The organism is Gordonia phthalatica (genome assembly GCF_001305675.1).
GTDB classification, from domain to species: domain Bacteria; phylum Actinomycetota; class Actinomycetes; order Mycobacteriales; family Mycobacteriaceae; genus Gordonia; species Gordonia phthalatica.
This window is the reverse complement of record NZ_CP011853.1, coordinates 1,570,707-1,592,035: the sequence shown is the minus strand read 5'-3', so window position 1 is coordinate 1,592,035 and position 21,329 is coordinate 1,570,707. Positions and strand designations below refer to the sequence as shown.

General features: G+C 68.8%; 23 protein-coding genes. 8 read left to right on the top strand and 15 right to left on the bottom strand.

Annotated features, from left to right (window positions below; all coding sequences use genetic code 11):
- Positions 1 to 34 precede the first annotated feature (34 nt).
- On the top strand, positions 35 to 313 hold the full coding sequence (locus ACH46_RS07415; RefSeq protein WP_157851020.1) for a helix-turn-helix domain-containing protein: 279 nt from the start codon (positions 35 to 37) through the stop codon (positions 311 to 313).
- Positions 314 to 709: 396 nt separating this feature from the next.
- Here ACH46_RS07415 and ACH46_RS07410 read toward each other — a convergent pair whose 3' ends face one another.
- The 9 genes from ACH46_RS07410 to clpS all read right to left on the bottom strand — a co-directional run bounded on the left by ACH46_RS07410 (position 710) and on the right by clpS (position 6,853).
- Positions 710 to 1,483, bottom strand: a complete 774-nt coding sequence (locus ACH46_RS07410) for a cyclic nucleotide-degrading phosphodiesterase (RefSeq protein ID WP_062392345.1) — start codon at positions 1,481 to 1,483, stop codon at positions 710 to 712.
- A gap of 105 nt (positions 1,484 to 1,588) precedes the next feature.
- Positions 1,589 to 2,392, bottom strand: coding sequence for a glutamate racemase (gene murI / locus ACH46_RS07405; RefSeq protein ID WP_062395110.1), 804 nt, complete (start codon positions 2,390 to 2,392; stop codon positions 1,589 to 1,591).
- Complete coding sequence (locus ACH46_RS07400) at positions 2,389 to 2,961, bottom strand: rhomboid family intramembrane serine protease (protein ID WP_062395111.1); 573 nt, start codon at positions 2,959 to 2,961, stop codon at positions 2,389 to 2,391. Before ACH46_RS07400 ends, murI begins: the two co-directional genes overlap by 4 nt.
- A gap of 74 nt (positions 2,962 to 3,035) precedes the next feature.
- Complete coding sequence (locus ACH46_RS07395; RefSeq protein ID WP_062392344.1) at positions 3,036 to 4,022, bottom strand: PLP-dependent cysteine synthase family protein; 987 nt, start codon at positions 4,020 to 4,022, stop codon at positions 3,036 to 3,038.
- 3 nt (positions 4,023 to 4,025) lie between these two features.
- Entirely contained in the window at positions 4,026 to 4,301 is a 276-nt protein-coding gene (locus ACH46_RS07390; RefSeq protein ID WP_062392343.1) for a MoaD/ThiS family protein, read from the bottom strand.
- A gap of 2 nt (positions 4,302 to 4,303) precedes the next feature.
- Positions 4,304 to 4,759: a M67 family metallopeptidase gene (locus ACH46_RS07385; protein ID WP_062392342.1), complete on the bottom strand. Its 456-nt coding sequence runs from the start codon at positions 4,757 to 4,759 to the stop codon at positions 4,304 to 4,306.
- A gap of 55 nt (positions 4,760 to 4,814) precedes the next feature.
- Positions 4,815 to 5,900 carry a P1 family peptidase gene (locus ACH46_RS07380; RefSeq protein ID WP_062392341.1) on the bottom strand — a complete coding sequence of 362 codons (1,086 nt, stop codon included), beginning with the start codon at positions 5,898 to 5,900 and terminating at the stop codon, positions 4,815 to 4,817.
- 3 nt (positions 5,901 to 5,903) lie between these two features.
- The gene (gene aosR, locus ACH46_RS07375) at positions 5,904 to 6,551 is read right to left on the bottom strand and encodes an oxidative stress transcriptional regulator AosR (protein WP_062392340.1); all 648 of its coding nucleotides are present in this window, start codon (positions 6,549 to 6,551) and stop codon (positions 5,904 to 5,906) included.
- Positions 6,551 to 6,853, bottom strand: a complete 303-nt coding sequence (gene clpS / locus ACH46_RS07370) for an ATP-dependent Clp protease adapter ClpS (protein WP_193392954.1) — start codon at positions 6,851 to 6,853, stop codon at positions 6,551 to 6,553. The genes aosR and clpS overlap by 1 nt, the downstream gene beginning before the upstream one ends.
- A 61-nt stretch (positions 6,854 to 6,914) precedes the next feature.
- On the opposite strand from clpS, the gene ACH46_RS07365 reads away from it, so the two are divergent.
- From ACH46_RS07365 to glgB, 4 genes are read left to right on the top strand one after another with little or no spacing between them, the layout of a single operon-like run.
- Positions 6,915 to 8,210: a nicotinate phosphoribosyltransferase gene (locus ACH46_RS07365; RefSeq protein WP_236995126.1), complete on the top strand. Its 1,296-nt coding sequence runs from the start codon at positions 6,915 to 6,917 to the stop codon at positions 8,208 to 8,210.
- Positions 8,207 to 8,803: an isochorismatase family protein gene (locus ACH46_RS07360; RefSeq protein ID WP_062392337.1), complete on the top strand. Its 597-nt coding sequence runs from the start codon at positions 8,207 to 8,209 to the stop codon at positions 8,801 to 8,803. Before ACH46_RS07365 ends, ACH46_RS07360 begins: the two co-directional genes overlap by 4 nt.
- Positions 8,800 to 10,800: an ATP-dependent DNA helicase gene (locus ACH46_RS07355; protein ID WP_062392336.1), complete on the top strand. Its 2,001-nt coding sequence runs from the start codon at positions 8,800 to 8,802 to the stop codon at positions 10,798 to 10,800. The genes ACH46_RS07360 and ACH46_RS07355 overlap by 4 nt, the downstream gene beginning before the upstream one ends.
- Entirely contained in the window at positions 10,797 to 12,617 is a 1,821-nt protein-coding gene (glgB, locus tag ACH46_RS07350) for a 1,4-alpha-glucan branching protein GlgB (RefSeq protein ID WP_062392335.1), read from the top strand. Before ACH46_RS07355 ends, glgB begins: the two co-directional genes overlap by 4 nt.
- Here glgB and ACH46_RS07345 read toward each other — a convergent pair.
- The 4 genes from ACH46_RS07345 to ACH46_RS07330 all read right to left on the bottom strand — a co-directional run bounded on the left by ACH46_RS07345 (position 12,610) and on the right by ACH46_RS07330 (position 16,033).
- Positions 12,610 to 13,404: an acetoin reductase gene (locus ACH46_RS07345; protein ID WP_062392334.1), complete on the bottom strand. Its 795-nt coding sequence runs from the start codon at positions 13,402 to 13,404 to the stop codon at positions 12,610 to 12,612. The two genes, glgB and ACH46_RS07345, sit on opposite strands and share 8 nt — an antisense overlap.
- Positions 13,405 to 13,514: 110 nt before the next feature.
- Positions 13,515 to 14,420, bottom strand: a complete 906-nt coding sequence (locus ACH46_RS07340) for a tetratricopeptide repeat protein (protein ID WP_193392973.1) — start codon at positions 14,418 to 14,420, stop codon at positions 13,515 to 13,517.
- 44 nt (positions 14,421 to 14,464) lie between these two features.
- The gene (locus tag ACH46_RS07335) at positions 14,465 to 14,830 is read right to left on the bottom strand and encodes a DUF3817 domain-containing protein (protein ID WP_062392333.1); all 366 of its coding nucleotides are present in this window, start codon (positions 14,828 to 14,830) and stop codon (positions 14,465 to 14,467) included.
- Between the two features lie 6 nt (positions 14,831 to 14,836).
- On the bottom strand, positions 14,837 to 16,033 hold the full coding sequence (locus ACH46_RS07330) for an acetyl-CoA C-acetyltransferase (protein WP_062392332.1): 1,197 nt from the start codon (positions 16,031 to 16,033) through the stop codon (positions 14,837 to 14,839).
- Positions 16,034 to 16,147: 114 nt separating this feature from the next.
- On the opposite strand from ACH46_RS07330, the gene mce reads away from it, so the two are divergent.
- Both mce and ACH46_RS07320 read left to right on the top strand, forming a co-directional pair.
- A complete protein-coding gene (gene mce, locus ACH46_RS07325) occupies positions 16,148 to 16,633 on the top strand; it encodes a methylmalonyl-CoA epimerase (protein WP_062392331.1) in 486 nt (161 codons plus the stop codon).
- Positions 16,634 to 16,752: 119 nt separating this feature from the next.
- Positions 16,753 to 17,709 (top strand): hypothetical protein, encoded by a 957-nt coding sequence (locus ACH46_RS07320; protein ID WP_062392330.1) that lies wholly within the window; start codon positions 16,753 to 16,755, stop codon positions 17,707 to 17,709.
- Positions 17,710 to 17,722: 13 nt separating this feature from the next.
- Here the strand turns inward: ACH46_RS07320 and nucS are convergent, their stop codons facing one another.
- Positions 17,723 to 18,409, bottom strand: coding sequence for an endonuclease NucS (nucS, locus tag ACH46_RS07315; RefSeq protein ID WP_062392329.1), 687 nt, complete (start codon positions 18,407 to 18,409; stop codon positions 17,723 to 17,725).
- A gap of 77 nt (positions 18,410 to 18,486) precedes the next feature.
- Between nucS and ACH46_RS07310 the strand changes: the two genes are divergently transcribed.
- On the top strand, positions 18,487 to 19,983 hold the full coding sequence (locus ACH46_RS07310; protein WP_062392328.1) for an NAD-dependent succinate-semialdehyde dehydrogenase: 1,497 nt from the start codon (positions 18,487 to 18,489) through the stop codon (positions 19,981 to 19,983).
- Between the two features lie 26 nt (positions 19,984 to 20,009).
- Here the strand turns inward: ACH46_RS07310 and ACH46_RS07305 are convergent, their stop codons facing one another.
- Positions 20,010 to 21,164, bottom strand: a complete 1,155-nt coding sequence (locus ACH46_RS07305) for a low temperature requirement protein A (RefSeq protein WP_062392327.1) — start codon at positions 21,162 to 21,164, stop codon at positions 20,010 to 20,012.
- Positions 21,165 to 21,329 lie beyond the last annotated feature (165 nt).

The following is a 21,329-nucleotide window of genomic DNA, read 5'->3' as shown; positions in this document are numbered from 1 at the left end:
GGTGATCGGCGCGTTCCGCCGAGACCCTGAACTGGTGAAGAATTCCCAGGCCGAGGTGCTGCTTGCCAAGCAGCTCGGTTTGGAGATCGCACGTCGACGCCACGCGAAGAACTGGAGCCAGCAGAAGTTGGCCGAGGCGATCGGACGGACGCCGAATCACGTTCAGAACCTCGAGAGCGGCCTCTCCGATCGCAACAAGCGGACGCTCGCAAACCCTCGCTTGGACACCCTGATCGCACTCAGCAAAGCGCTCGATGTGCCGCTTCCCGAGTTCATCGAGAGCGTTCTCGCCGGCGTTCCCGGCACGGACTAGCCCACCGCCGCATCCGCGTACTCCCGAGACATCCGCGTACCCAGGAAGCACGCGGATCTCGGCGAGCTCCGCGAATGCCTCGAACGACGACATCCGCGTACTCCAGCGGAGAACGCGTAGTTCTCAACTACGCGTTCTCCGGTGAGTGACGCGGATGCGCTGTGGCGTGTTCCGCCACCCAGCCTGCGGCGATCTCGATACGTCGATGGCGCTCGCAAACTCGCGGCACCGTCACGCGATCAGCGTGGGGCGCCCGCCTCTGCCCGCATCCGCGTAGTTCGCCGTCAGAAGCTGGGTTCTGAATCCAGCTTCTGACGGCTAGTTACGCGGATCGCGGTGAGTTACGCGGATGTGCTGTGTCGTGTCAGGCGCCCCTGCCTGGGGCGCCCGCTCCGCTCAGATCGGCTTGCGGACCTCGATGATCTGGCCCTGGTGGACCAGCTGGAGGGGGCCGGGGTATTCGGCGGAGGCCTCGGTCATGATGGCGTCGGAGTCGGACCAGGGGGCGACGTGGGTGAGGGCGAGGGAGCGGACCTCGGCGCGGGCGGCCATCTGGCCGGCTTCGACGCCGGACAGGTGCAGGCCCGCGGGACGGTTCTCGGGGTCGTGGGTCCACGACGCCTCGCAGAGGAACAGATCGGCGTGGCTGGCCAGCTCGACGACCTCGTCGCACACCGCGGTGTCACCGCTGTAGACGAGGACCTCGCCGTCGGGGCCGGTGATGCGCAGACCGTAGGTCTCCGGCGGATGGTTCACCTGGAACGGCTCGATGTGCAGTCCGTGAATGTCGACGGCCTCGCGGTCGACCCACTCGCGGATGTCGTAGGTGTCGGAGAGGTCGTCCACCTCACCCGGATACTCCGACGCGCCCGCACCGACGCGGAGAGCGGTACCGCTGGGCCCGTACAGCAACGACCGCTCCGTCGCCGGATTCGGCGACCACCGCCGCCACACGAGCATCGCGGGAAGATCCAGGCAGTGATCGGCGTGCAGGTGACTCAGGAGCACCGCGACCTCGTTGGGGTCCGCGTGCTGCTGAAGCTCCCCGAAGACACCGTGCCCGCAGTCGATCAGCACCGGCCGGTGCCCGTCGGCCTGCACCAGATAACCGGAGCAGGGCGCACCGGGACCGTTCACGCTCCCTGAACACCCGAGCACCGTCAAACGCATAGTGGTAACTCTGCCATGCCGGTTCGAAAAACCAACACCGAACGGGCTACCTGTGATCGGCGAGTTGGCGCGACGCCGTCGGTGTGCAATCCCACACGGCCAGGGTCAGAAGTGCTCGACATGCCCCACCGAAGGTCCCAGGAAGCGGGTCGAGAGCTTGCGAAAGAAGTCGGGATCGCCTGTGGCAGAGAACAATCGACGCGCATCACGCCCCTCGTGAGGGTGCAGCGTGTCGGTCTCGGTGAGCACCCGGAACGTGTCCTTCGCGGTCTCCTCAGCGCTGGACACGAGGGTGACCTCGTCGCCCATCACCAGCTGGATCACGCCCGACAGCAGCGGGTAGTGGGTGCAGCCGAGAACCACCGTGTCGACGTCGGCCTCCTGCAGCGGTTCCAGGTACCCCTGGGTGAGGCCGAGGATCTGCCGACCGCTGGTGACGCCGCGCTCCACGAAGTCGACGAAGCGGGGGCAGGCGACGGCGGTGATCTCCACGTCGCGCGCCGCGGCGAACGAGTCCTGGTAGGCGCGCGACGCGATGGTCGCCTCCGTGCCGATGACGCCGATCCGACCAGTCTTGGTCGCCACGACCGCACGACGCACCGCGGGCAGGATCACCTCGATCACGGGGATCGGCGCGTAGCGCTCGCGCGCGTCGCGCAAGCAGGCGGCCGACGCGGTGTTGCACGCGATGACGATGGCCTTGACGCCGCGCTGCACCAGCTCGTCGCCGATGGCGAGCGCGTGCTTGCGGATCTCCGGAATGGTGAGCGGCCCGTACGGGCCGTTGGCGGTGTCGCCGATGTAGATGATGTCCTCGTCCGGCAACTGGTCGATGATCGCGCGCGCGACGGTGAGCCCGCCGACGCCCGAGTCGAAGATGCCGATGGGACCGGTTCCCTGCTCGGTTATCGCGGGCCTCCCTTGAGTTCGGGGCGGGGACGTCGATCGCTCAGCATCCACGCGGCGAGCACACCGCCGCCGGCGCCGAACAGGTGTCCCTGCCATGACACCGCACCGCCCTGGGGCAGCATGCCCCACAGGATTCCACCGTAGACCGCCAGCAGCACCACCCCACCGAGCACCTGCCAGACGTCGCGGTTGAACAGCCCGCGGACCAGCAGGTAGGTGAGCCAGCCGAAGACGATGCCCGACGCGCCGATCGTCACCGACATGGCCGGCCCGGTGAGCCACACGCCGACGCCGCTGACCACCCACACGATGGCGGTGACGCCGAGGAATCGCCCCGACATCAGCAGCAGGAAGCCGAGCACGGCGCCGGGGATCACGTTGCCGATCAGGTGCGCGAAGTCCGCGTGCAGGAACGGCGCCCACACGATGCCGTCGAGGCCTGCGATCCGGCGCGGGATGATCCCGTTCTGGTCGAGCCGTCCGTTCATCGCGACGTCGATCGCCTCGATCGCGAACAGCACGACGACGATCCCGATCATGATGACCGCGGACCGCTTCCAGCGCGGCATCGGTGTCGGCGCCGCGGGCGGCGGTGACGGCAACGGCAGACCGCTGCTCATGGGCAATCCCTTCGGTGGACTCCTCAGGCCCAGAGCTGGCCGTCGAGTGCGGCCTGGGCGTCATCGAGGCTACCTTCGTAGGCCCCGGTCGACAGATACTTCCATCCGCCGTCGGGCACGACGAAGCCGATGTCGGCACGACGACCGTCCTTCAGCGCACGACGACCGATCCCGCGGGCGGCCTGCAGGATGGCGCCGGTCGAGATGCCCGCGAAGATCCCCTCCGCGGCCAGGAGCTCACGGACCCGGGCGACGGCGTCGCCGCCCTGCACCGAGAACCGCCGGGTGATGACGGACTCGTCGTACAGCTCGGGAATGAAGCCCTCGTCGATGTTCCGGAGGCCGTACACCTCGTCGCCGTACCGGGGTTCGGCCGCGATGATCTCGACGTCGGGCACCCGCTCACGCAGGAACCGGCCGACGCCCATCAACGTGCCGGTGGTGCCGAGTCCGGCGATGAAGTGGGTGATCTCCGGGAGATCGGCCAGCAGTTCGGGTCCGGTCCCCTCGTAGTGCGCGTCGACGTTGGCCTGGTTGCCGTACTGGTACAGCATCACCCAGTCGGGATGCTGCTTCGCGAGGTCCTTCGCGACGGCCACCGCGGTGTTGGAGCCGCCGGCGGCGGGCGACGAGATGATCTCGGCGCCGTACATGCGCAGCAGCTGCCTGCGTTCCTCCGACGTGTTCTCCGGCATCACGGCGACCATCTTGTAGCCGCGCGTGCGGGCCGCCATCGCCAGGGAGATGCCGGTGTTGCCGCTCGTCGGTTCCAGGATCGTCGATCCCGGTTGCAGGAGCCCGTCGGTCTCGGCCTGCTGGATCATCCGCAGCGCCGGCCGGTCCTTGATGGATCCGGTCGGATTGCGGTCCTCCAGCTTGGCCCAGAAGCGGACGTGCGGAAGCTCGGTCCCGTCCTCGTCGCGACCGTCGTCCCAACGCGGCGAGAACGCGCGCAACCCGATCAGCGGGGTGTCGCCGACCGATTCGACGAGCGACTCGTACCGTGCCACCGGCTAGCGGCCGCCGGCGACGGCCGGGAGGATGGTGACCTCGTCGCCGTCGGACAGCGGAGTGTCGAGCCCGCCGGTGAAGCGGACGTCCTCGTCGTTGACGTACACGTTCACGAAGTGGTGCAGAGCGCCGTCGGCGACGAGCCGCTCCCCGATCCCGCTGTGGTTCGCCTCGAGGTCGCCGATCAGCTCCGCCAGGTTCCCGCCGGACGCCTCGACGCGTTTCACGTCGCCGGTGTACGGGCGGAGGATGGTCGGAATGGACACGGTGATCGCCATGATCAGCTCCTGCTCTTCTCGGAAGTCTCTGCGGAAACGGGCGGCAGCTCGACGCCGTCGACGACGACCGGCTCCTCGGTGATCACACCGTCGAGGATCCGGTAGCTGCGCACGTCGGCGCGCTCGGGGTCGCGGGTCGAGATCAGCACGTAGTGGGCCTGCGGTTCCGCGGCGTACGAGACGTCGGTGCGGCTCGGGTACGCCTCGGTCGCGGTGTGCGAGTGGTAGACGACGACGGGTTCCTCGTCGGCCCGCTCCATCTCGCGCCACACGCGCAACTGCTCACCGGAGTCGAACCGGTAGAAGGTCGGTGATCGTTCGGCGTTGATCATCGGGATGAACCGGGTCGGGACGTCCGAGCCCTCGGCTCCTGCGATCACGCCGCACGCCTCGTCGGGATGGTCCGCTCGCGCATGGGACACCATGGCGTCCACCAGTTCCTGGCTGATCTGCAGCACCGAGCCTCCTCGCGTCCGAGCGTTCAACTCGATGCAACGGCCGGAGTCGGTCGGATTATTCCCCGAACGCGGAGACGAGCACGTCGCGGAACGCGGGGATCCCCGCGATGCCGGTGGCCGACACCACCGCGGAGACGATCGCACGCTGCACGACGGTCGCGGCCGCCTCGGCCAGCGCGGCGACCACCGGCGTGTCCTGATCCATGCCGACCGGCACCTCGACGTCCTCGTCGACGGCCGCCTGCTTCTCCCCTGTCGCGACCGCGAAAAGGGTGTCGCCGTCGAGCGGTGAGTGCGCGGGCCGGACCGCGCGGGCCAGGCCGTCGTGCCCGGACATCGCGAGGCGCTTCGTGTTCGCGACCGACAGGGTGGCGTCGGTGGCGATGACGCCGATCGTGGTGTTGAGGACCGTTCCCTTCGCGGTGAGCTCCGCGAGCCGTCGCACCTCCAGCTGCTTCGGCGCGTGGAGACGATGCAGGTCCAGGTCGTCGGCGCCCCACGGCAGTCCGGTGGTGGGATCGATGACGCCGCCGACCGGATTGGCGACCACGAGCGCACCGACGGTCAGGCCGGTGGCCGGGCCCTTCGGGATGGTGATCGACGCGGTGCCGACGCCGCCTTTGAGGGCTCCAGCTCGCGCGCCGACCCCGGCACCCACGGTGCCGATCTGGAACGCGACGCGCGCATCCGCCAGGGCTCGCGCGCCGAAGTCGGCGGTCGGACGGTTCTCCCAGCGGCCGACGGGCAGATCGAAGATGACGGCGCCGGGGACGATCGGCACCACGTGCCCCTGCCGATCCATCGGCAGTCCGGCCCCGGTGGCCTCCAGCCCCAGCATCACGCCGTCGGCCGCGGCGAGACCGTAGGCGCTGCCGCCGGTCAGGACGATCGCGTCGGCCCCGCGCACGGTGTTGACCGGGTCCAGCAGATCGGTCTCCCGGGTGCCCGGGCCACCGCCGCGCACGTCGACGGCGGTGGCCGTACCGTGCGGCAGTCGGACGACGGTGGTGCCGGTGGCCCACCCCGAACCCGGCTCATCGTTGGTCGCGACCGTCACGTCGTCGTCGAGCCGGTGGTAGTGCCCCACCGAGATCCCCGCGACGTCGGTCAGCCGGTTACCGGCGGTCGAATCGATGCCCACCGGTCACCACCCTCCCTGACCCCAGTCGTCCTGGCCCCAGTCGCCCTGCGACGGATCCTCCGGCTGCGTCCACTGGCCCGCCATCAACGCCTCCACGAGCAGCCCCTGCACCACCGACAGCCAGTCGTAGACGTCCTGGTGCGCCGCATGCGGGTGGTCGGGCGGAAGTTTCGACGGCTCGTCGGTGATGCCGAGCATCGCCCCGAGTGCGAGCCGGATGTCAGTGAGGGCGGTCAGCCAGCCGTCGGCCTGCACCTCGGTCAGGGAGACGTCACCGCCGCCACTCGGCAGGGTCTCGAGCACGACGCGCGCCGCCGCCAGTTTGGCGTCGATGATGTGCGGCTCGTTGACGCTCCGCAGCCCACCGTTGAGATCGCCGGCGATCGGCCCGGCCACCAGCTCGGGCTCCTGGTCCGGACGGTGGAAGTCGGGCAGCAGTCGACCGAGCGTCACGTCGTCCGGGGCACGGGTGTGGCCCGTGACGATGCCGGTCAGCGCCGACAGCTCGTCGCGCGGGGCGGACTCGGCGCGCTCGGTCAGCAGTTCGGTGATCGACTCGACCATCGACGCGAGCAGCTGGCACTCGTAGGTCTCGAGATTCGAACAGATCCGGACGTCCTCGCCGACGCCGGTGCGTCGCCAGGTCCGCATCAGGAGTCGTGCTGCATGGTCGCCCACAGGCCCGCCGCATGCAGCTTGCGGACGTCGGCCTCCATCTTCGCGCGGTCGCCGCTGGAGACGACGGCCTTGCCTTCGGTATGCACCTGCATCATCAGTGCCTTCGATTTCTCTTCGGAATAGCCGAAGATCTTCTGGAATACGTAAGCGACGTAGTTCATCAGATTCACCGGGTCGTCCCACACCAACGTCACCCATGGGCGGTCGTGGACCACCTCCGGTTCCGCCACCGCGGTACCGGTGCTCGTACCTGGTGTCGCCTCATCCAGCGCCATGAGTAATAGGGTAGCGAAGGTGACCAGTACCGCGCTGCTGACCGATCAATACGAGCTCACCATGCTCTCCGCCGCCCTGAAGGCGGGGACCGCACACCGGAGCTGTGCTTTCGAGGTGTTCGCTCGACGCCTCCCCGACGGCCGCCGCTACGGCATCGTCGCAGGTACAGGCCGTCTGCTGGACGCGCTCGACGACTTCCGGTTCGGCCCCGAGGAGATCGACGCGCTGCGTCCGGTGCTCGACGACGACACCCTCGGTTGGTTGGCCGACTACCGGTTCGGCGGCGAGATCGACGGCTACCGGGAGGGCGAGCTCTACTTCCCCGGCTCGCCGATTCTGACCGTCCGCGGTGGATTCGCCGAAGCCGTGATCCTCGAGACGCTGATCCTGTCGATCCTCAATCACGACAGCGCCATCGCGTCGGCCGCCGCCCGCATGGTGAACGCCGCCGCCGGGCGGCCGATCATCGAGATGGGCGGTCGACGCACCCACGAGCAGGCCGCCGTCGCGTCGGCCCGCGCCGCGTACCTGGCCGGGGTGGACTTGACCAGCAACCTGGAGGCCGCCCGCACCTACGGCGTCCCCAGCGCAGGCACCGCTGCGCACGCGTTCACCCTGTCGTTCGCGCACGCCGACGGCAGCGACGAGCGTGCGGCGTTCGCCGCGCAGATCGACGCCCTCGGCGTGGGCACCACGCTCCTCGTCGACACCTACGACATCACCACCGGCGTCAAGAACGCGATCGAGGTGGCCGGACCCGAACTGGGCGCCGTCCGGATCGACTCCGGCGACCTCGGCGTCCTGGCCCGCCAGGTGCGCCAGCAGCTCGACGACCTCGGAGCCACCAAGACCAAGATCGTGGTCTCCGGCGACCTCGACGAGTACGCGATCGCCTCGCTGCGCGCCGAGCCGGTCGACCTGTACGGAGTCGGAACGTCGCTGGTCACCGGCAGCGGCTCCCCCACCGCGGGCATGGTCTACAAGCTCGTCGAGGTGGACGGTGTGCCGGTCGCCAAGCGCTCCAGCCGCAAGGAGAGCCACGGCGGCGCCAAGCGCGCCGTCCGTGCCGCGCGCTCCACCGGCACCATCGTCGAGGAGATCCTGCTGCGCGACTCCACCCGCCCGGAGCCGGGCGTCGCCGCGGCACCGATCCCCGGCACCGACGGCCTCGACGTCAGCGAACTGCAGATCCCGCTGGTGCGCGGCGGCGACCGCGTCGAAGACCTGCCTACACTGGAGGAATCCCGCAAGCACGTCGCGCACGGTCTCGTCACGCTGCCGTGGGAAGGGCTGGGGCTCAGTCACGGCGATCCCGCCATCCCCACCCGCTATCTGAACGAACCGGAGAGTCGATGAAGGTCCGCGCACTGGTCGTGGTCGACGTGCAGAACGACTTCTGCGAGGGCGGGTCGCTCGCCGTCGCCGGAGGCGGTGCCGTCGCCGCCGCGATCAACGCCCTCCCCGCCGAGTATCCGGTGGTCGTCGCCACCCGCGACTACCACGTCGATCCCGGGGCGCACTTCTCCGACAGCCCCGACTTCGTCGACACCTGGCCGCCGCACTGCCGCGTCGGGACACCGGGCGCCGACTTCCACCCCGACCTCGCAGTGGAACCCGTGCAGGCGATCTTCTCCAAGGGCGAGTACATGGCGGCCTACTCGGGTTTCGAGGGCATCGATGACGACGGCACGGGTCTGGCCGATTGGCTCAACCAGCATCAGGTGACCGACGTCGACGTCGTCGGCATCGCCACCGATCACTGTGTGCGCGCCACCGCGGTCGACGCCGCGAACGCAGGCTTCCGGACACGTGTGCTGCTGGACTACACCGCAGCCGTCGCCGAAGCCACGACCGCCACTGCGTTCGACACCCTCCGCGAGGCGGGCGTCGAACTCGTCGGAGCCCTCGCGCACACCGGCATCCCGGCAGAAGACCCCGCGGCGCGGTGAGCGTCCCGGATGTCGCCGATCTGCTCGCCTCCGCCGTCACCTCGCTCGGCGGCACGAAGCGCGACGGTCAGCTGGCGATGGCCGAGGCCGTCGGCGAGGCGATCGACGACAAGCATCACCTCGCGGTCCAGGCGGGGACCGGCACCGGCAAGTCCCTCGCGTACCTGGTCCCGTCGCTGCGGCACGCCGTCGACTCCAACGAGACGGTCGTCGTCTCGACGGCGACCATCGCCCTGCAGCGCCAGCTGACCGAACGCGATCTTCCGCGGCTGACCGCGGCGCTCACCAAACCACTCGGTCGGGAGCCGTCGTTCGCGATCCTCAAGGGTCGCGCGAACTACCTGTGCCTCAACAAGATCCACTCCGGCATCGCCGAGGAGGATCCGAACGCCGAGTTGTTCGACGCCTTCGACCTCTCTCGCATGGGCCGCGAGGTCACTCGCCTGCGCGAGTGGACGTCGGACACCGAGACCGGCGACCGCGACGACCTCTCCCCCGGCGTCAGCGACCAGTCGTGGCGGCAGGTCAGCGTCACCTCCCGCGAGTGCCTGGGCGCCAACAACTGCCCGTACGCCGAGGACTGCTTCGCCGAGCTCGCCCGGAAGAAGGCCGGCTCGTCGGACATCGTCGTGACCAATCACGCGATGCTCGCGATCGATGCGATGAGCCCGGCGACGATCCTGCCGGAGCATCGCGTCGTCGTGATCGACGAGGCCCACGAGCTCGTGGACCGCATCACGTCGGTCACCACCGAGGAGATCTCCGCCGCGGGCGTCACCCAGGTGGCCCGACGCCTCGGGAAGCTGATCGACGACGCCACCGCCGACGCCCTCGTCGGCGCCGGCGAGCAGTTGGAACTGCTGCTCGAGGACTCACCGAAGGGCGAGTGGACGCGCCTGCCGAACGGCGCACCCGAGATCTTGGCGTCGCTCCGCGACCGCCTGTGGAACGCCCGCAACGCCATCGGTCCGGCCCCGTCGTCCGGGTCGGATCCGGAGGCCGCCGCCGCGCGGCAGATGGCGATCAGCGCCACCGACTCGCTGCACGACTCCGTCGTCCGCGTCCTGACCGTGTTCGGCGAGGCCGACGTCACCAAGCGCCACGACGTGGTCTGGCTGTCGGAGGACCGCTTCCGCAGCACCGTCCGCAAGACCCTGCGGATCGCCCCGCTGTCCGTCGCGGGCCTGCTGCGCACCTCGCTGTTCACCGACTCGACCGTCATCCTCACCTCGGCGACGCTGACCATCGGCGGCAACTTCGACGCCCTCGCCCGCACCTGGGGACTTCCCGCCCACGGGGAGAAGGACTCCGACGGCGCCGGCTGGCGCGGCATGGACGCGGGCAGCCCGTTCGACTACCCGCGCTCCGCGATCCTCTACGTCGGCAAGCACCTGCGCGCTCCCGGACGCGACGGCATCGCCGAGGGGACGCTCGACGAGATGGTGGACCTGATGAATGCGGCCGGCGGTCGTACGCTGGGCCTCTTCTCCTCGATGCGGGCGGCCAAGGAGGCCACCGAGAAGCTGCGCGACCGCGTCGGCTTCCCGATCCTCTGTCAGGGCGACGACGCCACCTCCGCCCTCATCGAGAAGTTCGCCGCCGACGAGGCCACCTGCCTGTTCGGCACGCTCTCGCTGTGGCAGGGCGTCGACGTGCCCGGCCCGTCGCTGCGCCTGGTGATGATCGACCGCATCCCGTTCCCGCGGCCCGACGACCCCCTGCTGTCGGCCCGGCAGCGCGACGTCGACGCCCGCGGCGGCAACGGCTTCCTGACGGTCTCGGCCAATCACGCGGCACTGCTGCTGGCGCAGGGCGCCGGCCGTCTGCTGCGCGCCACCGAGGACCGCGGTGTGGTCGCCGTGCTCGACTCCCGGTTGGCGACGGCCCGCTACGCCGGGTACTTGCTCGCGAGCCTGCCGCCGTTCTGGCGGACCACCGATCCGAAGGCCGTGCGCGCCGCCCTGTCCCGCCTGACCACCGGCGCCGCGAAATCGTGAACGAAGCCGCTGTGGTTCCGCTGTGGCGTCGTCTCGGCGCACACAGCGGCGCCGACGGCACGGTCTTCTCCGTGTGGGCTCCCAACGCGCGCGCGGTGACGGTGTTCGGCGACTTCGACGAGTGGGCCGCCGTCGATCACCCGATGTGCCGCGGTGCCGACGACGTGTGGACGACGGTCGTGCCGGGTGCGCGCCCGGGGATGTCGTACAAGTTCCGGGTCGTCGGTGCGGACGGGATCGTCCGGGACAAGGCCGATCCTCTCGCCCGCGCGGCGCAATGCCCTCCGGAGACCGCGTCGGTGATCGCCGCAGACTCCGAGTTCGTCTGGTCCGACGACGCCTGGTGCACCGCCCGCCCGCATCGTCGTCCGGCGGCCGAACCGATGTCGATCTACGAGGTCCACCTCGGCTCGTGGCGGTCGGGACTCGGATACCGCGAGGCGGCCGTGCAGCTCGCCGACCACGTCGCCGCGCTCGGCTTCACCCACGTCCAGCTGATGCCGGTCACGGAGCACCCGTACGGCGGGTCGTGGGGCTACCAGGTGGGGTCGTACTTCGTGTGCACCGGCCGCTGGGGCACCGCGGACGACTTCCGCTTCTTCGTCGACCATCTGCATTCGCGCGGCGTCGCCGTGCTTCTCGACTGGGTGCCCGCCCATTTCCCGAAGGACCCGTTCGCGCTCGGCGAGTTCGACGGCACTCCCCTCTACGAGCACGCCGACCCCCTCCGTCGCGAGCAGCCCGACTGGGGCACGTACGCCTTCAACCTCGGCCGCCCCGAGGTCCGCGACTTCCTGATCGCGAGCGCCGTCTACTGGTGCACGGAGTTCCACCTGGACGGGCTGCGCGTCGACGCCGTCGCCTCGATGCTGTACCTGGACTACTCCCGCGGCGACGGCCAGTGGCGGCCGAACGCCCGCGGCACCAATGAGAACGACGAGGCGGTCGCGTTTCTCCGCGCTCTCAACGACGCCGTCCACGCGGCGTGCCCGGGAGCGCTGATGATCGCGGAGGAGTCGACGGCGTGGCCCGGTGTCACCACGACCACCGCGCGCGGCGGCCTCGGCTTCGACTTCAAGTGGAACCTCGGGTGGATGCACGACCTCCTGTCGTTCGTCTCCCGCCCGCCGTCTCAGCGCGCGCAACTGCAGGAGCACGTCGCCTTCTCGCTCACCCACGCCACCGCCGAGCGGTACGTCCTGCCGATCAGCCACGACGAGGTGGTGCACGGCAAAGGCACCCTCGTGACCCGCATCCCCGACGGCTGCGACCGTGCCGCGCACGTCCGTCTCACCCTCGCGTACCAGTGGGCTCATCCCGGCAAGAAGCTGCTGTTCATGGGGCAGGAGTTCGGGCAGGAACGCGAATGGGCCGACGACCGCGGCCTCGACTGGGACCGTTCGGATGCAGGCATCATGCTCGCGGCCGGCGATCTCGCACGGCTGCACGCCGACCTCCCCGCGATGCACGCGATGGACGACGACGCCCGCGGCTTCGACTGGCTCGACGCCCGCGACACCAGGAACACCGTCATCGGCTTCCTGCGCCGCGCCGACGAGCACGCGCGGACCGAGGGCCGCCTCGTCGCCTGCGTCTTCAACTTCTCCGACCGCGACCTGTACGGCTACCGCCTCGGGTTCCCCGTCCGCGGCGTGTGGCGCGAGGTCCTGAACACCGCCGCCGTCGAGTACGGCGGCCACGGCGTCGGGAACCTGGGGCAGATCGTCGCGGTCGACGAGCCGAGTCACGGTCGTCCCTACAGCGCGACCATCACGCTCCCGGCAGCGTCGGCGGTGTTCTTCACGCCCGTCACCTGAAGACGAGCCCGCCGTCGATCAGGCCGGCCTGCCCGGTCATGTAATCCGAATCGGTGCTCGCCAGATACGAGACGAACGCCGCGACGTCTTCCGGAGTCTGCGCTCGCCCCAATGCGATCCCACCCACGAACTTGTCGTACGTCTCGCCGACTGCGGCCCCGGTGAGGTCGGCGAAGGCCTGATCGATCTCCACCCACATGTCGGTGCCGACCACGCCGGGACAGTATGCGTTGACGGTGATCTGCTCGTCGGCGAGCTCGCGCGCAGCGGCTTGCGTGAGCGCGCGGACCGCGAACTTGGTCGCACTGTACGGTCCCAGCATCGGAAAGCCGTCGTGCCCGGCGATCGACGAGGCATTGATGATCTTGCGCACCACGCGCTCATCGCCCCGATCGATCTGCTTCCGGAACGCTGCTGCCGCGGCTTGAATCCCCCAGAGCACCCCGTTGACGTTGATCCGCCACAGTCGTTCGAGGTCTTCCGGCTTCACTTCGGTGACGGGGCCGACCAGCGCAACGCCGGCATTATTCACCATGACGTCGAGGCGACCCAGTTCGTCGAGAGCCCGATCCGCCGCGGCGAGAATCGAGTCACGGTCGGAAACGTCCGCGCCGATCCGAACGACTCTGCGACCGCTCGCCTCCACCGCCGACGCGGTGTCCGACAGCGCCTCCTCAGTGAGGTCGACGAGTGCAAGGTCCAGACCATCGCTCGCGAGCCGCCGCGCGATGCCGGCACCGATTCCACGTCCAGCGCCAGTGACGAGCGCTACCCGATTCTGAGACATCTCTCCTCCATCCGCCGCGTGAGGCACCAGTGTGCGACTCATCACAGTCAGGATGGCTCTCGGAGCCCGTCCGCAGGAAGGGTTGCAGGACGTTGCAACAGCCCTCCGCGTCAGTACAGCGCGGTCGCCAGCTTCCGCCGGGCGGACACCACGAAGGGCTCGGCCGGGTCGAAGAGTTCGAAGAGCTCCAGGAGCCGCGCCCGGGCACGACCGCGCTCCTCGTCTCGAGTCACCTTGATGACGTCGATGATGCGATCGAACGCCGCTTCGGGACGCTGCCCCAGCAGCAGGACGTCGGCGGCCGCCAGTTGGGCGTCGACGTCGCCGGGTTCGGCGTTGGTCACGACGGCCGGATCGTGCGACTGGGCTCGCGACACGAACTCGAGGTTGCGGACCACCGAGGCGGCCTCGACGTTGTCGGGCTCCAGCGCGGCGATGGCGCGGTAGGCGTCCAGCGCGCCGTCGATGTCGCCCGAGTTCATCAGCTCCTCGGCGGCGACCATGCGGGGATCTGCTTCGGGTTCCGGGGCAGGTTCGGCGCCCTCCACCTCGGGCAGCAGATGACCGGCCTTGGCGAAGATGTCATCGAGCCAGCCGCGGATCTGTTCCTCGGGCTGCGCGCCGTTGAAGGCCGCGACCGGCTGACCGGCCACGAGCGCGATCACCATCGGCACGGACTGCGCACCGAAGGCCTGGGCGATGCGCGGACTGCGATCCACGTCGACGCGCGCCAGCACCCAGCGACCGCCGGACTCCTGAGCGAGCTTCGCCAGAATCGGCGACAGCTGACTGCTCGGCTCGGCCCATGCGGCCCACAGATCGACGACGACGAGCTGCCGCAGCGACCGCTGAACGATCTGCTCCTCGAAGTCGACTTCGGTCACGTCGAACACCGCGGCGCCGTCACCGGCACCGGCGTCTCCGCCGGTGGGAGACGACGAAGCGGGCCGCGACTCAGCTAGACGCTGAGCCTCGGCCCGCTCCTTCAGAACTGCTAGATCGACTGCGCCGGACATGGCGATCGCGGCGCTCGCTGGATCCTGGCGTCGGGAAGGTCTGCTCACACGTTCAGTGTGTCACGATCCTCGTCGACGGAGAATTCCGAGTCGGACAGCTCGCCCAGATGGCCGTTCCTCTTGGCCCACTGCTCGAACCACACGCTGAAGAACGGCGGGATCGAGGCGATGAGCGCCAAAGCGGTCACCTTGAGGTCCCACTTCAGCGTGCGGGCGGTGAGGACGGTGATGATCACGTAGGCCACGAAGGCCGCACCGTGCAGCGAGCCCGGGATCATGGTCGCCGACTCGATGTCAGCGCCGTACTTGACGATCATGCCGATGATCAGCAGACCCCAGGTGATCGCCTCGATGACGGCGATCAGTCGGAACCGCTTGGCCGCGGTCGAGACGTTGAAGAAGTCATTCATGAGAGATCAAGCTTTCTTAGGGACTCGCACGATCAGGGCGTCGCCCTGGCCGCCGGCGCCGCACAGAGCGGCCACGCCGACACCGCCGCCGCGGCGAGCGAGTTCGAGGATGAGGTGGAGGGTGATGCGGGCGCCGGAGGTGCCGATCGGGTGACCGAGGGCGATGCCGCCGCCGTTCACGTTGACCTTCTCCGGGTCGATGCCGAGCTTGCGGGTCGACGCGAGGCCGACGGCCGCGAAGGCCTCGTTGATCTCGTACAGGTCGAGATCCTTCGGGTCGATGCCCTCACGAGCGCAGGCCTTGGCGATGGCGTTGGCCGGCTGCTCCTGGAGTGACGAGTCGGGGCCGGCGACGACGCCGTGGGCGCCGATCTCGGCGATCCACTCGAGCCCCAGCTCCTCGGCCTTGGCCTTGCTCATGACGATGACGGCGCAGGCGCCGTCGGAGATCTGCGACGAGCTGCCCGCCGTGATGGTGCCGTCCTTGCGGAAGGCGGGGCGCAGACCGGCCAGCGACTCGACGGTGGTGTCCGCACGGACGCCCTCGTCGACGGCGAACTGGATGGGCTCGCCCTTCCGCTGCGGGATCTCGACCGGCACGATCTCGTCGTCGAAGACGCCGTTGGCGATCGCGGCGGCGGCGAGACGGTGGCTGCGGGCCGCGAACGCGTCCTGCTCCTCGCGGGTGAAGCCGTCGGTGTCGTTGCCCTTCTCGGTCAGCGCACCCATGGGCTGGTCGGTGAAGACGTCGTGCAGGCCGTCGTAGGCCATGTGGTCGACGAGTTCGGTGTTGCCGTACTTGAAGCCGCCGCGGCTGCCGGGCAGGACGTGCGGGGCCTGGGTCATGGACTCCTGGCCGCCGGCGACGACGACCTCGAACTCACCGGCGCGGATCAGCTGATCGGCGAGGGCGATCGAATCGATGCCCGACAGGCACATCTTGTTGATCGACAGCGCGGGGACGTCCCAGCCGATACCGGCCTTGACGGCGGTCTGGCGGGCAGGCATCTGACCGGCGCCAGCGGTGAGCACCTGGCCCATGATGACGTAGTCGACGAGGGCCGGGTCCACCTTGCCCTTGGCGAGTGCGCCCTTGATGGCGACCGCGCCGAGATCCACGGCGGAGAAGCTCTTGAGCGAGCCCATCAGGCGGCCCTGTGCGGTGCGGGCACCGGACACGATCACGGTGGTGTTGTCGGACATGTATCAGCTCCTTGGCTTGAGGCAGCAGTCCACGGCGGCCACGCCGAAGCTGCGGTCGTGCTCAGGGGCGGCCGCGATGCGACGCCCCACTCCCCTCAACGCTACCGTTATGGCATGACCAACTCCTCATCAAATGACGTGACAAAGACCACCGAAACCGGCGCTCTGGCCGCCATCAGCGACCTCGTGACCGCGATCGATCACGTCGGACTCGCCGTGCCGGACCTCGACGCCTCGGCGCAGTGGTGGCTCGACAACTTCGGTTTCGTCAATCAGCACGAGGAGGTGAACGAGGAGCAGGGCGTCCGCGAGGCGATGATCGGACCCGAGGGCGGCGACACGCTGATCCAGCTGCTGATGCCCCTGAACGAGGCGTCGACGATCGCCAAGTTCATCGGTCGCAGCGGCCCGGGGATGCAGCAGATGGCGGTCCGCGTCACCGACGTCGACGAGGTGGCGCGACGCCTGACCGCGAACGGCGTGCGACTGCTGTATCCGCAGGCCAAGCGCGGTACGGCCGACTCGCGCATCAATTTCGTGCACCCGAAGGACAGCGGCGGCGTGCTGCTCGAACTCGTCGAGCCCGCCGCAGCCCACTAGTTCCCTTTCACCCGATTCCACCCCGACGACGGGGCGCACGGAGATTCGTTATCAAATCTCCGCTCAACACCCCGTCGCCCGATCACCCAACGCTTCGCGATCGGTCATAGACTGGCCCCATGTCAGCCCCCGGACATCGTCAGAGCCCCTTCCCCATCGTCATGCGCGGCTACGACCGCGACCAGGTCACCGACCACATCCGCGTCCTCGATGCCGAATTGCGCATGATGGCCGCCGATCGTGACTCGGCGCATGCCAACGCCGACGAACTGCAGAGTCATCTCGATGACGCACGCCGTCGTATTCGCGAACTGCAGGACGAGGTGAACACCCTCTCGGTGCCGCCGACCACGGTCGCGGGCATGACCGACCGCGTCTCCCGCATGCTGCAGCTCGCCACCGACGAGGCGTCGGAGATGCGTGCTAACGCCCGCGAGGAGGCCGACGAGACCCTCTCGGTGGCTCGCCAGAGCGCCGAGGACGTCCGTGCCTCCGCGGCGGCCGCAGCCACCCGCACCAAGGAGCTGGCGCAGGAGCACGCGGACTCGCTCATCACCGCCGCCGAGAAGCGCGCTGCGGAGATCGACGCCGAGGCCAAGGAACGCGAGGAGAAGTCCAAGCAGGAGGCGGAGGACGCCAAGGTCCGGGTCGCGGAGATCATCGCCGCGGCCGAAGAGGACGCGGCACGGCTGCGCGGCGCCGCCCACAACATCTCGATGAACCGGCTGGCCCGGTCGCGCGAACTCGCGGGAGCCGCACACGACGCGCACAAGCAGATCCTCGACCACCTCGACGCGCTGCGCGAGCACATCAGCAATCTGCCTGCCGCGCTCGAGCTCTCGGACGAGGAGCGCGAGCTCGTCTCCCTCGACCGCGACAACGACCTGTCGCTCCTCAATCGAACGCTGAAGGGCCGCGACCGCTTCGAGGACGGGGACTCCCCGTCGGAGAAGACCGATGTCCTCGACACCGTCGACGACGATCCGATCGAGGACTACGAGAGCGACCGTTACGGCACCGCGCGGCGCGACGAGTCCGACGACGAACCCGAGGCCGCCGCTCAGGCCACGGCCTGAGCGGTCGGGGCGCTCAGAACAGTTTGAACTCGGTGTCCTCGGTGCCGCGCAACTTGTCGTAATCGAGGACGACGCACCGGATTCCGCGATCGTTCGCGAGGGTCTTCGCCTGCGGCTTGATCGCCTGGGCGGCAAAGACTCCCGCGACGGGGGCGATCGTGGAGTCACGGTTCAGCAGGTCCAGGTAACGGGTCAGCTGCTCGACGCCGTCGATCTCGCCGCGTCGCTTGATCTCGACGGCGACCGTCTGCCCGTCGGCGTCGCGGCACAGGATGTCGACGGGGCCGATTGCGGTCATGTACTCGCGCCGAATCAGGGTGTAGCCGGCACCCAGGGTCTCGATGTGCTCGGCGAGCAGTTCCTGCAGGTGTGCTTCGACGCCGTCCTTGACGAGCCCGGGATCGAGGCCCAACTCGTGACTGCTGTCGTGGTGGAATCCGGCGATGCTGATGCGGAGCTGCTCCCCGGCCTTGTTCTCCACGACCCACACGGCTTCGATGTCGTCGACCCCATCGGCCGGCGGCTCCTCCACCAGCCAGCACGGCGGACTCATCCAGTTCAGCGGCTTGTACGCACGGTCGTCGGCGTGAATGCTCACCGAGCCGTCTGACTTGATGAGGATCAAGCGCTTGGCCATCGGGAGATGGGCGGTGAGTCGACCAACGTAGTCGACCTGGCAATCGGCAATCACGAGACGCACATCGGAGAGTGTAGTGGAGGCGACCGACAGTTCTCGGTGCCCCACCCGCGGCCTGTCGCCGGACTACCCTCGGGATCATGAGCACCTCCACCCCTTCCGTTTCCCCACTCCCCGACGCCGCAGCAGCTCTCCTGGAGAGTGTTCCGACGGGACTGTGGATCGACGGGCAGTCGTGCCCGGCGTCCGACGGCGCCACGTTCGACGTCCTCAATCCGGCGACCGGCGACGTGCTCGCAACCGTCGCGAACGCTTCGGTCGACGACGCCGCCCGCGCGCTGGACTCCGCGGAGGCGGTCGCCGACGAGTGGGCCGCCACGCCGCCGCGCACCCGCGGTGAGATCCTGCGGAGCGCGTTCGAGGCCATCACCGCCAAGCGAGACGACTACGCCCTGCTGATGACGTTGGAGATGGGCAAGACCCTCGCGGAGAGCCAGGGCGAGGTGACCTACGGCGCCGAGTTCCTGCGCTGGTTCTCCGAGGAGGCCGTCCGGATCAACGGTCGCGTCACCACCGCGCCCTCGGGCAACGGCCAGATCATTGTCACGAAGGAACCGGTCGGCATCTGCCTCGCCGTGACGCCGTGGAACTTCCCGCTCGCGATGGGCACCAGGAAGATCGGACCCGCTCTGGCCGCCGGCTGCACGATGGTCGTCAAGCCGTCGGAGGACACGCCCCTCACCACCATGCTGTTGATCAAGGATCTGACCGACGCGGGCGTCCCCGCCGGGGTCCTCTCCGTGCTCCCGACACTCCGCGCGCCGGAGGTCGTGGCCGCCGTGATGGCGGACCGGCGTCTGCGCAAGGTCTCGTTCACCGGATCCACACAGGTCGGCCGCATCCTCCTCGGTCAGGCGTCCGACAACATCCTGAAGTCATCGATGGAATTGGGAGGCAACGCCCCGTTCATCGTGTTCGACGATGCCGACCTGGATGCGGCAGTCGACGGTGCGATGGCCGCCAAGATGCGCAATGGTGGCGAGGCATGCACGTCCGCGAACCGCATCCTGGTCCAGAACTCGGTCCGCGAGGAGTTCACCAAGCGCCTGACCGAGCGCATGGCCGCCACCACCGTGGGGCCGGGATGGGAGACGACCACCGACCTGGGGCCCATCATCAACGACCGTCAACGATCACGACTGGCCGCACTCGTCGACAATGCGGTCGCCAAGGGTGCCAGCGTCCACACCGGGGGACGATCGCTCCCCGGTGACGGCTTCTACTACGCCGCGACGGTGATCGACGACATCCCCGCCGGCTCCGACATCCTCACCGAGGAGATCTTCGGCCCCATCGCCGCCATTCAGGGCTTCGACACCGAAGACGAAGCCATCACGATCGCCAACGACACCGACTACGGGTTGGCGTCGTACTTCTACTCGACGACGCTCGACCGTGTGCAGCGCGTCTCCCGTCGACTCGAGGCCGGCCTCGTGGGAGTGAACCGCGGAGTCATCTCCGACCCCGCGGCGCCCTTCGGAGGCGTGAAGGCCTCCGGTCTCGGATCGGAGGGCGGCTCGGAAGGCATCCAGGAGTACCTGAACACCAAGTACGTAGCCCTGCCGCCGAGTCTCTGACCCGTTCGGGCAGTCGCCGAGGGCGGTTACAGATATGAACTGTGCTCCCCCTCCTTCCCGATGAGGAGGTCATCGGCGATGACCGCCGCGTAGACGAAGACGAGGATCGCGACCAGTTCCATCCAGACTTCACCGAATGCGCCGATCGGGATGATCGCCAGAGCGATGACGCCTGCGACCGCACGAATCCACGGGCGCGGCAGTCCGAGAACCACGCGGAAGCCCGCCTGGCCGAACATGTACAACGCGACGCCGCCGGAGAGGGCGATCGCCTCCGCCCACGTCGCCGAGGACGAGGTGCGCGCGATCGTCATACCCAGTCCGGCCGCCGTGAAGACGATGCCGAGCAGCATCGGGACACATGCGTACCCGTAGGCGTACAGGGCAGGCCGGTTACGTTCCTTGACGGGCAGCGCCTCCAACACTCGGATTCCTCGCTCGTGGTCGAACCCGAAGAACGCCCACCAGAGGACGTAGCAGAGTGTCAGCCCGAGACCCACCTCCACGAAGAACAGCAGGTTCATCGGGACCCCGGCCAGCCCGGCTCCGACCGCGACGATCGACTCTCCGACGGCGATGATCACGACCGCGCCGTGTCGTTCGCAATAGTGGCCCGGGCGAACGATGAAGCCGTCGGCCGATGCCGTTCGTCTCGGCAGGAACGCGAGGGCCACCACCGCGACACCCCACCACGCGAAGCCGGCGGCACCACCCGCGTACCCGCCGATCACCGCCAGCACTGCCGCGCCCAGGTTGATCGGGAGCAGGCGGCCGATGACGCGTCCGGAATCTGCCCCGCCCGCCGTCCAGTACACGATCGCGTGAAGGACCGTCACCCCGAAGAACGCCCACCCGAAGATGACTCCCCTGCCGTGCACCGCGTCCGGCACCGCGAGTGCGATCGCGAAGAAGCCGAGCATCCCCACCAGAAGCATCGTTCGCCGCGATGACGTCGACGGCGCCACTTCTCCGGTCAGCCAAATGAACCCGCTGTACATCCACCAGGTGAGGCAGAAGACGATCGCCACCTCTCCCGCCGTCACCCAGGTCGGCTCGACGACGAAAGCGTGGGTGAGTTGGGTGATCGTGAAGACGAAGACCAGATCGAAGAACAATTCCAGGGTCGAGACGCTCGACTGCCCGCCCAGATCCTCCACCGGTGTCCCGGTATCACTCGACATTCGTCGAAGGCTACGCCTGTTCGGCGTGCTCGAGCCCTACCCAGGTTGGTCGAGTTCGCCGACCCGAGCTTGCGAGGGCTCGTCGAGTATCGAGACCGCCGCTACACAGGTTGGTCGAGACCGCCGCTACCCAGGGTGGTCGAGTTCGCCGACGCGAACGGAGTG

Excerpts from the sequence above, each read along its gene's own strand:
- clpS (WP_193392954.1), bottom strand. The coding sequence starts at position 6,853 with ATGGCGCTGGATGAGGCGACACCAGGTACGAGCACCGGTACCGCGGTG.
- ACH46_RS07400 (WP_062395111.1), bottom strand. The coding sequence starts at position 2,961 with ATGCCGCGCTGGAAGCGGTCCGCGGTCATCATGATCGGGATCGTCGTC.
- ACH46_RS07340 (WP_193392973.1), bottom strand. The coding sequence starts at position 14,420 with ATGTCCGGCGCAGTCGATCTAGCAGTTCTGAAGGAGCGGGCCGAGGCT.
- ACH46_RS07360 (WP_062392337.1), top strand. The coding sequence starts at position 8,207 with ATGAAGGTCCGCGCACTGGTCGTGGTCGACGTGCAGAACGACTTCTGC.
- ACH46_RS07410 (WP_062392345.1), bottom strand. The coding sequence starts at position 1,483 with ATGCGTTTGACGGTGCTCGGGTGTTCAGGGAGCGTGAACGGTCCCGGT.
- aosR (WP_062392340.1), bottom strand. The coding sequence starts at position 6,551 with ATGCGGACCTGGCGACGCACCGGCGTCGGCGAGGACGTCCGGATCTGT.
- ACH46_RS07310 (WP_062392328.1), top strand. The coding sequence starts at position 18,487 with ATGAGCACCTCCACCCCTTCCGTTTCCCCACTCCCCGACGCCGCAGCA.
- ACH46_RS07335 (WP_062392333.1), bottom strand. The coding sequence starts at position 14,830 with ATGAATGACTTCTTCAACGTCTCGACCGCGGCCAAGCGGTTCCGACTG.
- ACH46_RS07320 (WP_062392330.1), top strand. The coding sequence starts at position 16,753 with ATGTCAGCCCCCGGACATCGTCAGAGCCCCTTCCCCATCGTCATGCGC.
- mce (WP_062392331.1), top strand. The coding sequence starts at position 16,148 with ATGACCAACTCCTCATCAAATGACGTGACAAAGACCACCGAAACCGGC.
- ACH46_RS07365 (WP_236995126.1), top strand. The coding sequence starts at position 6,915 with ATGCTCTCCGCCGCCCTGAAGGCGGGGACCGCACACCGGAGCTGTGCT.
- ACH46_RS07345 (WP_062392334.1), bottom strand. The coding sequence starts at position 13,404 with ATGTCTCAGAATCGGGTAGCGCTCGTCACTGGCGCTGGACGTGGAATC.
- ACH46_RS07330 (WP_062392332.1), bottom strand. The coding sequence starts at position 16,033 with ATGTCCGACAACACCACCGTGATCGTGTCCGGTGCCCGCACCGCACAG.
- ACH46_RS07305 (WP_062392327.1), bottom strand. The coding sequence starts at position 21,164 with ATGTCGAGTGATACCGGGACACCGGTGGAGGATCTGGGCGGGCAGTCG.
- ACH46_RS07390 (WP_062392343.1), bottom strand. The coding sequence starts at position 4,301 with ATGGCGATCACCGTGTCCATTCCGACCATCCTCCGCCCGTACACCGGC.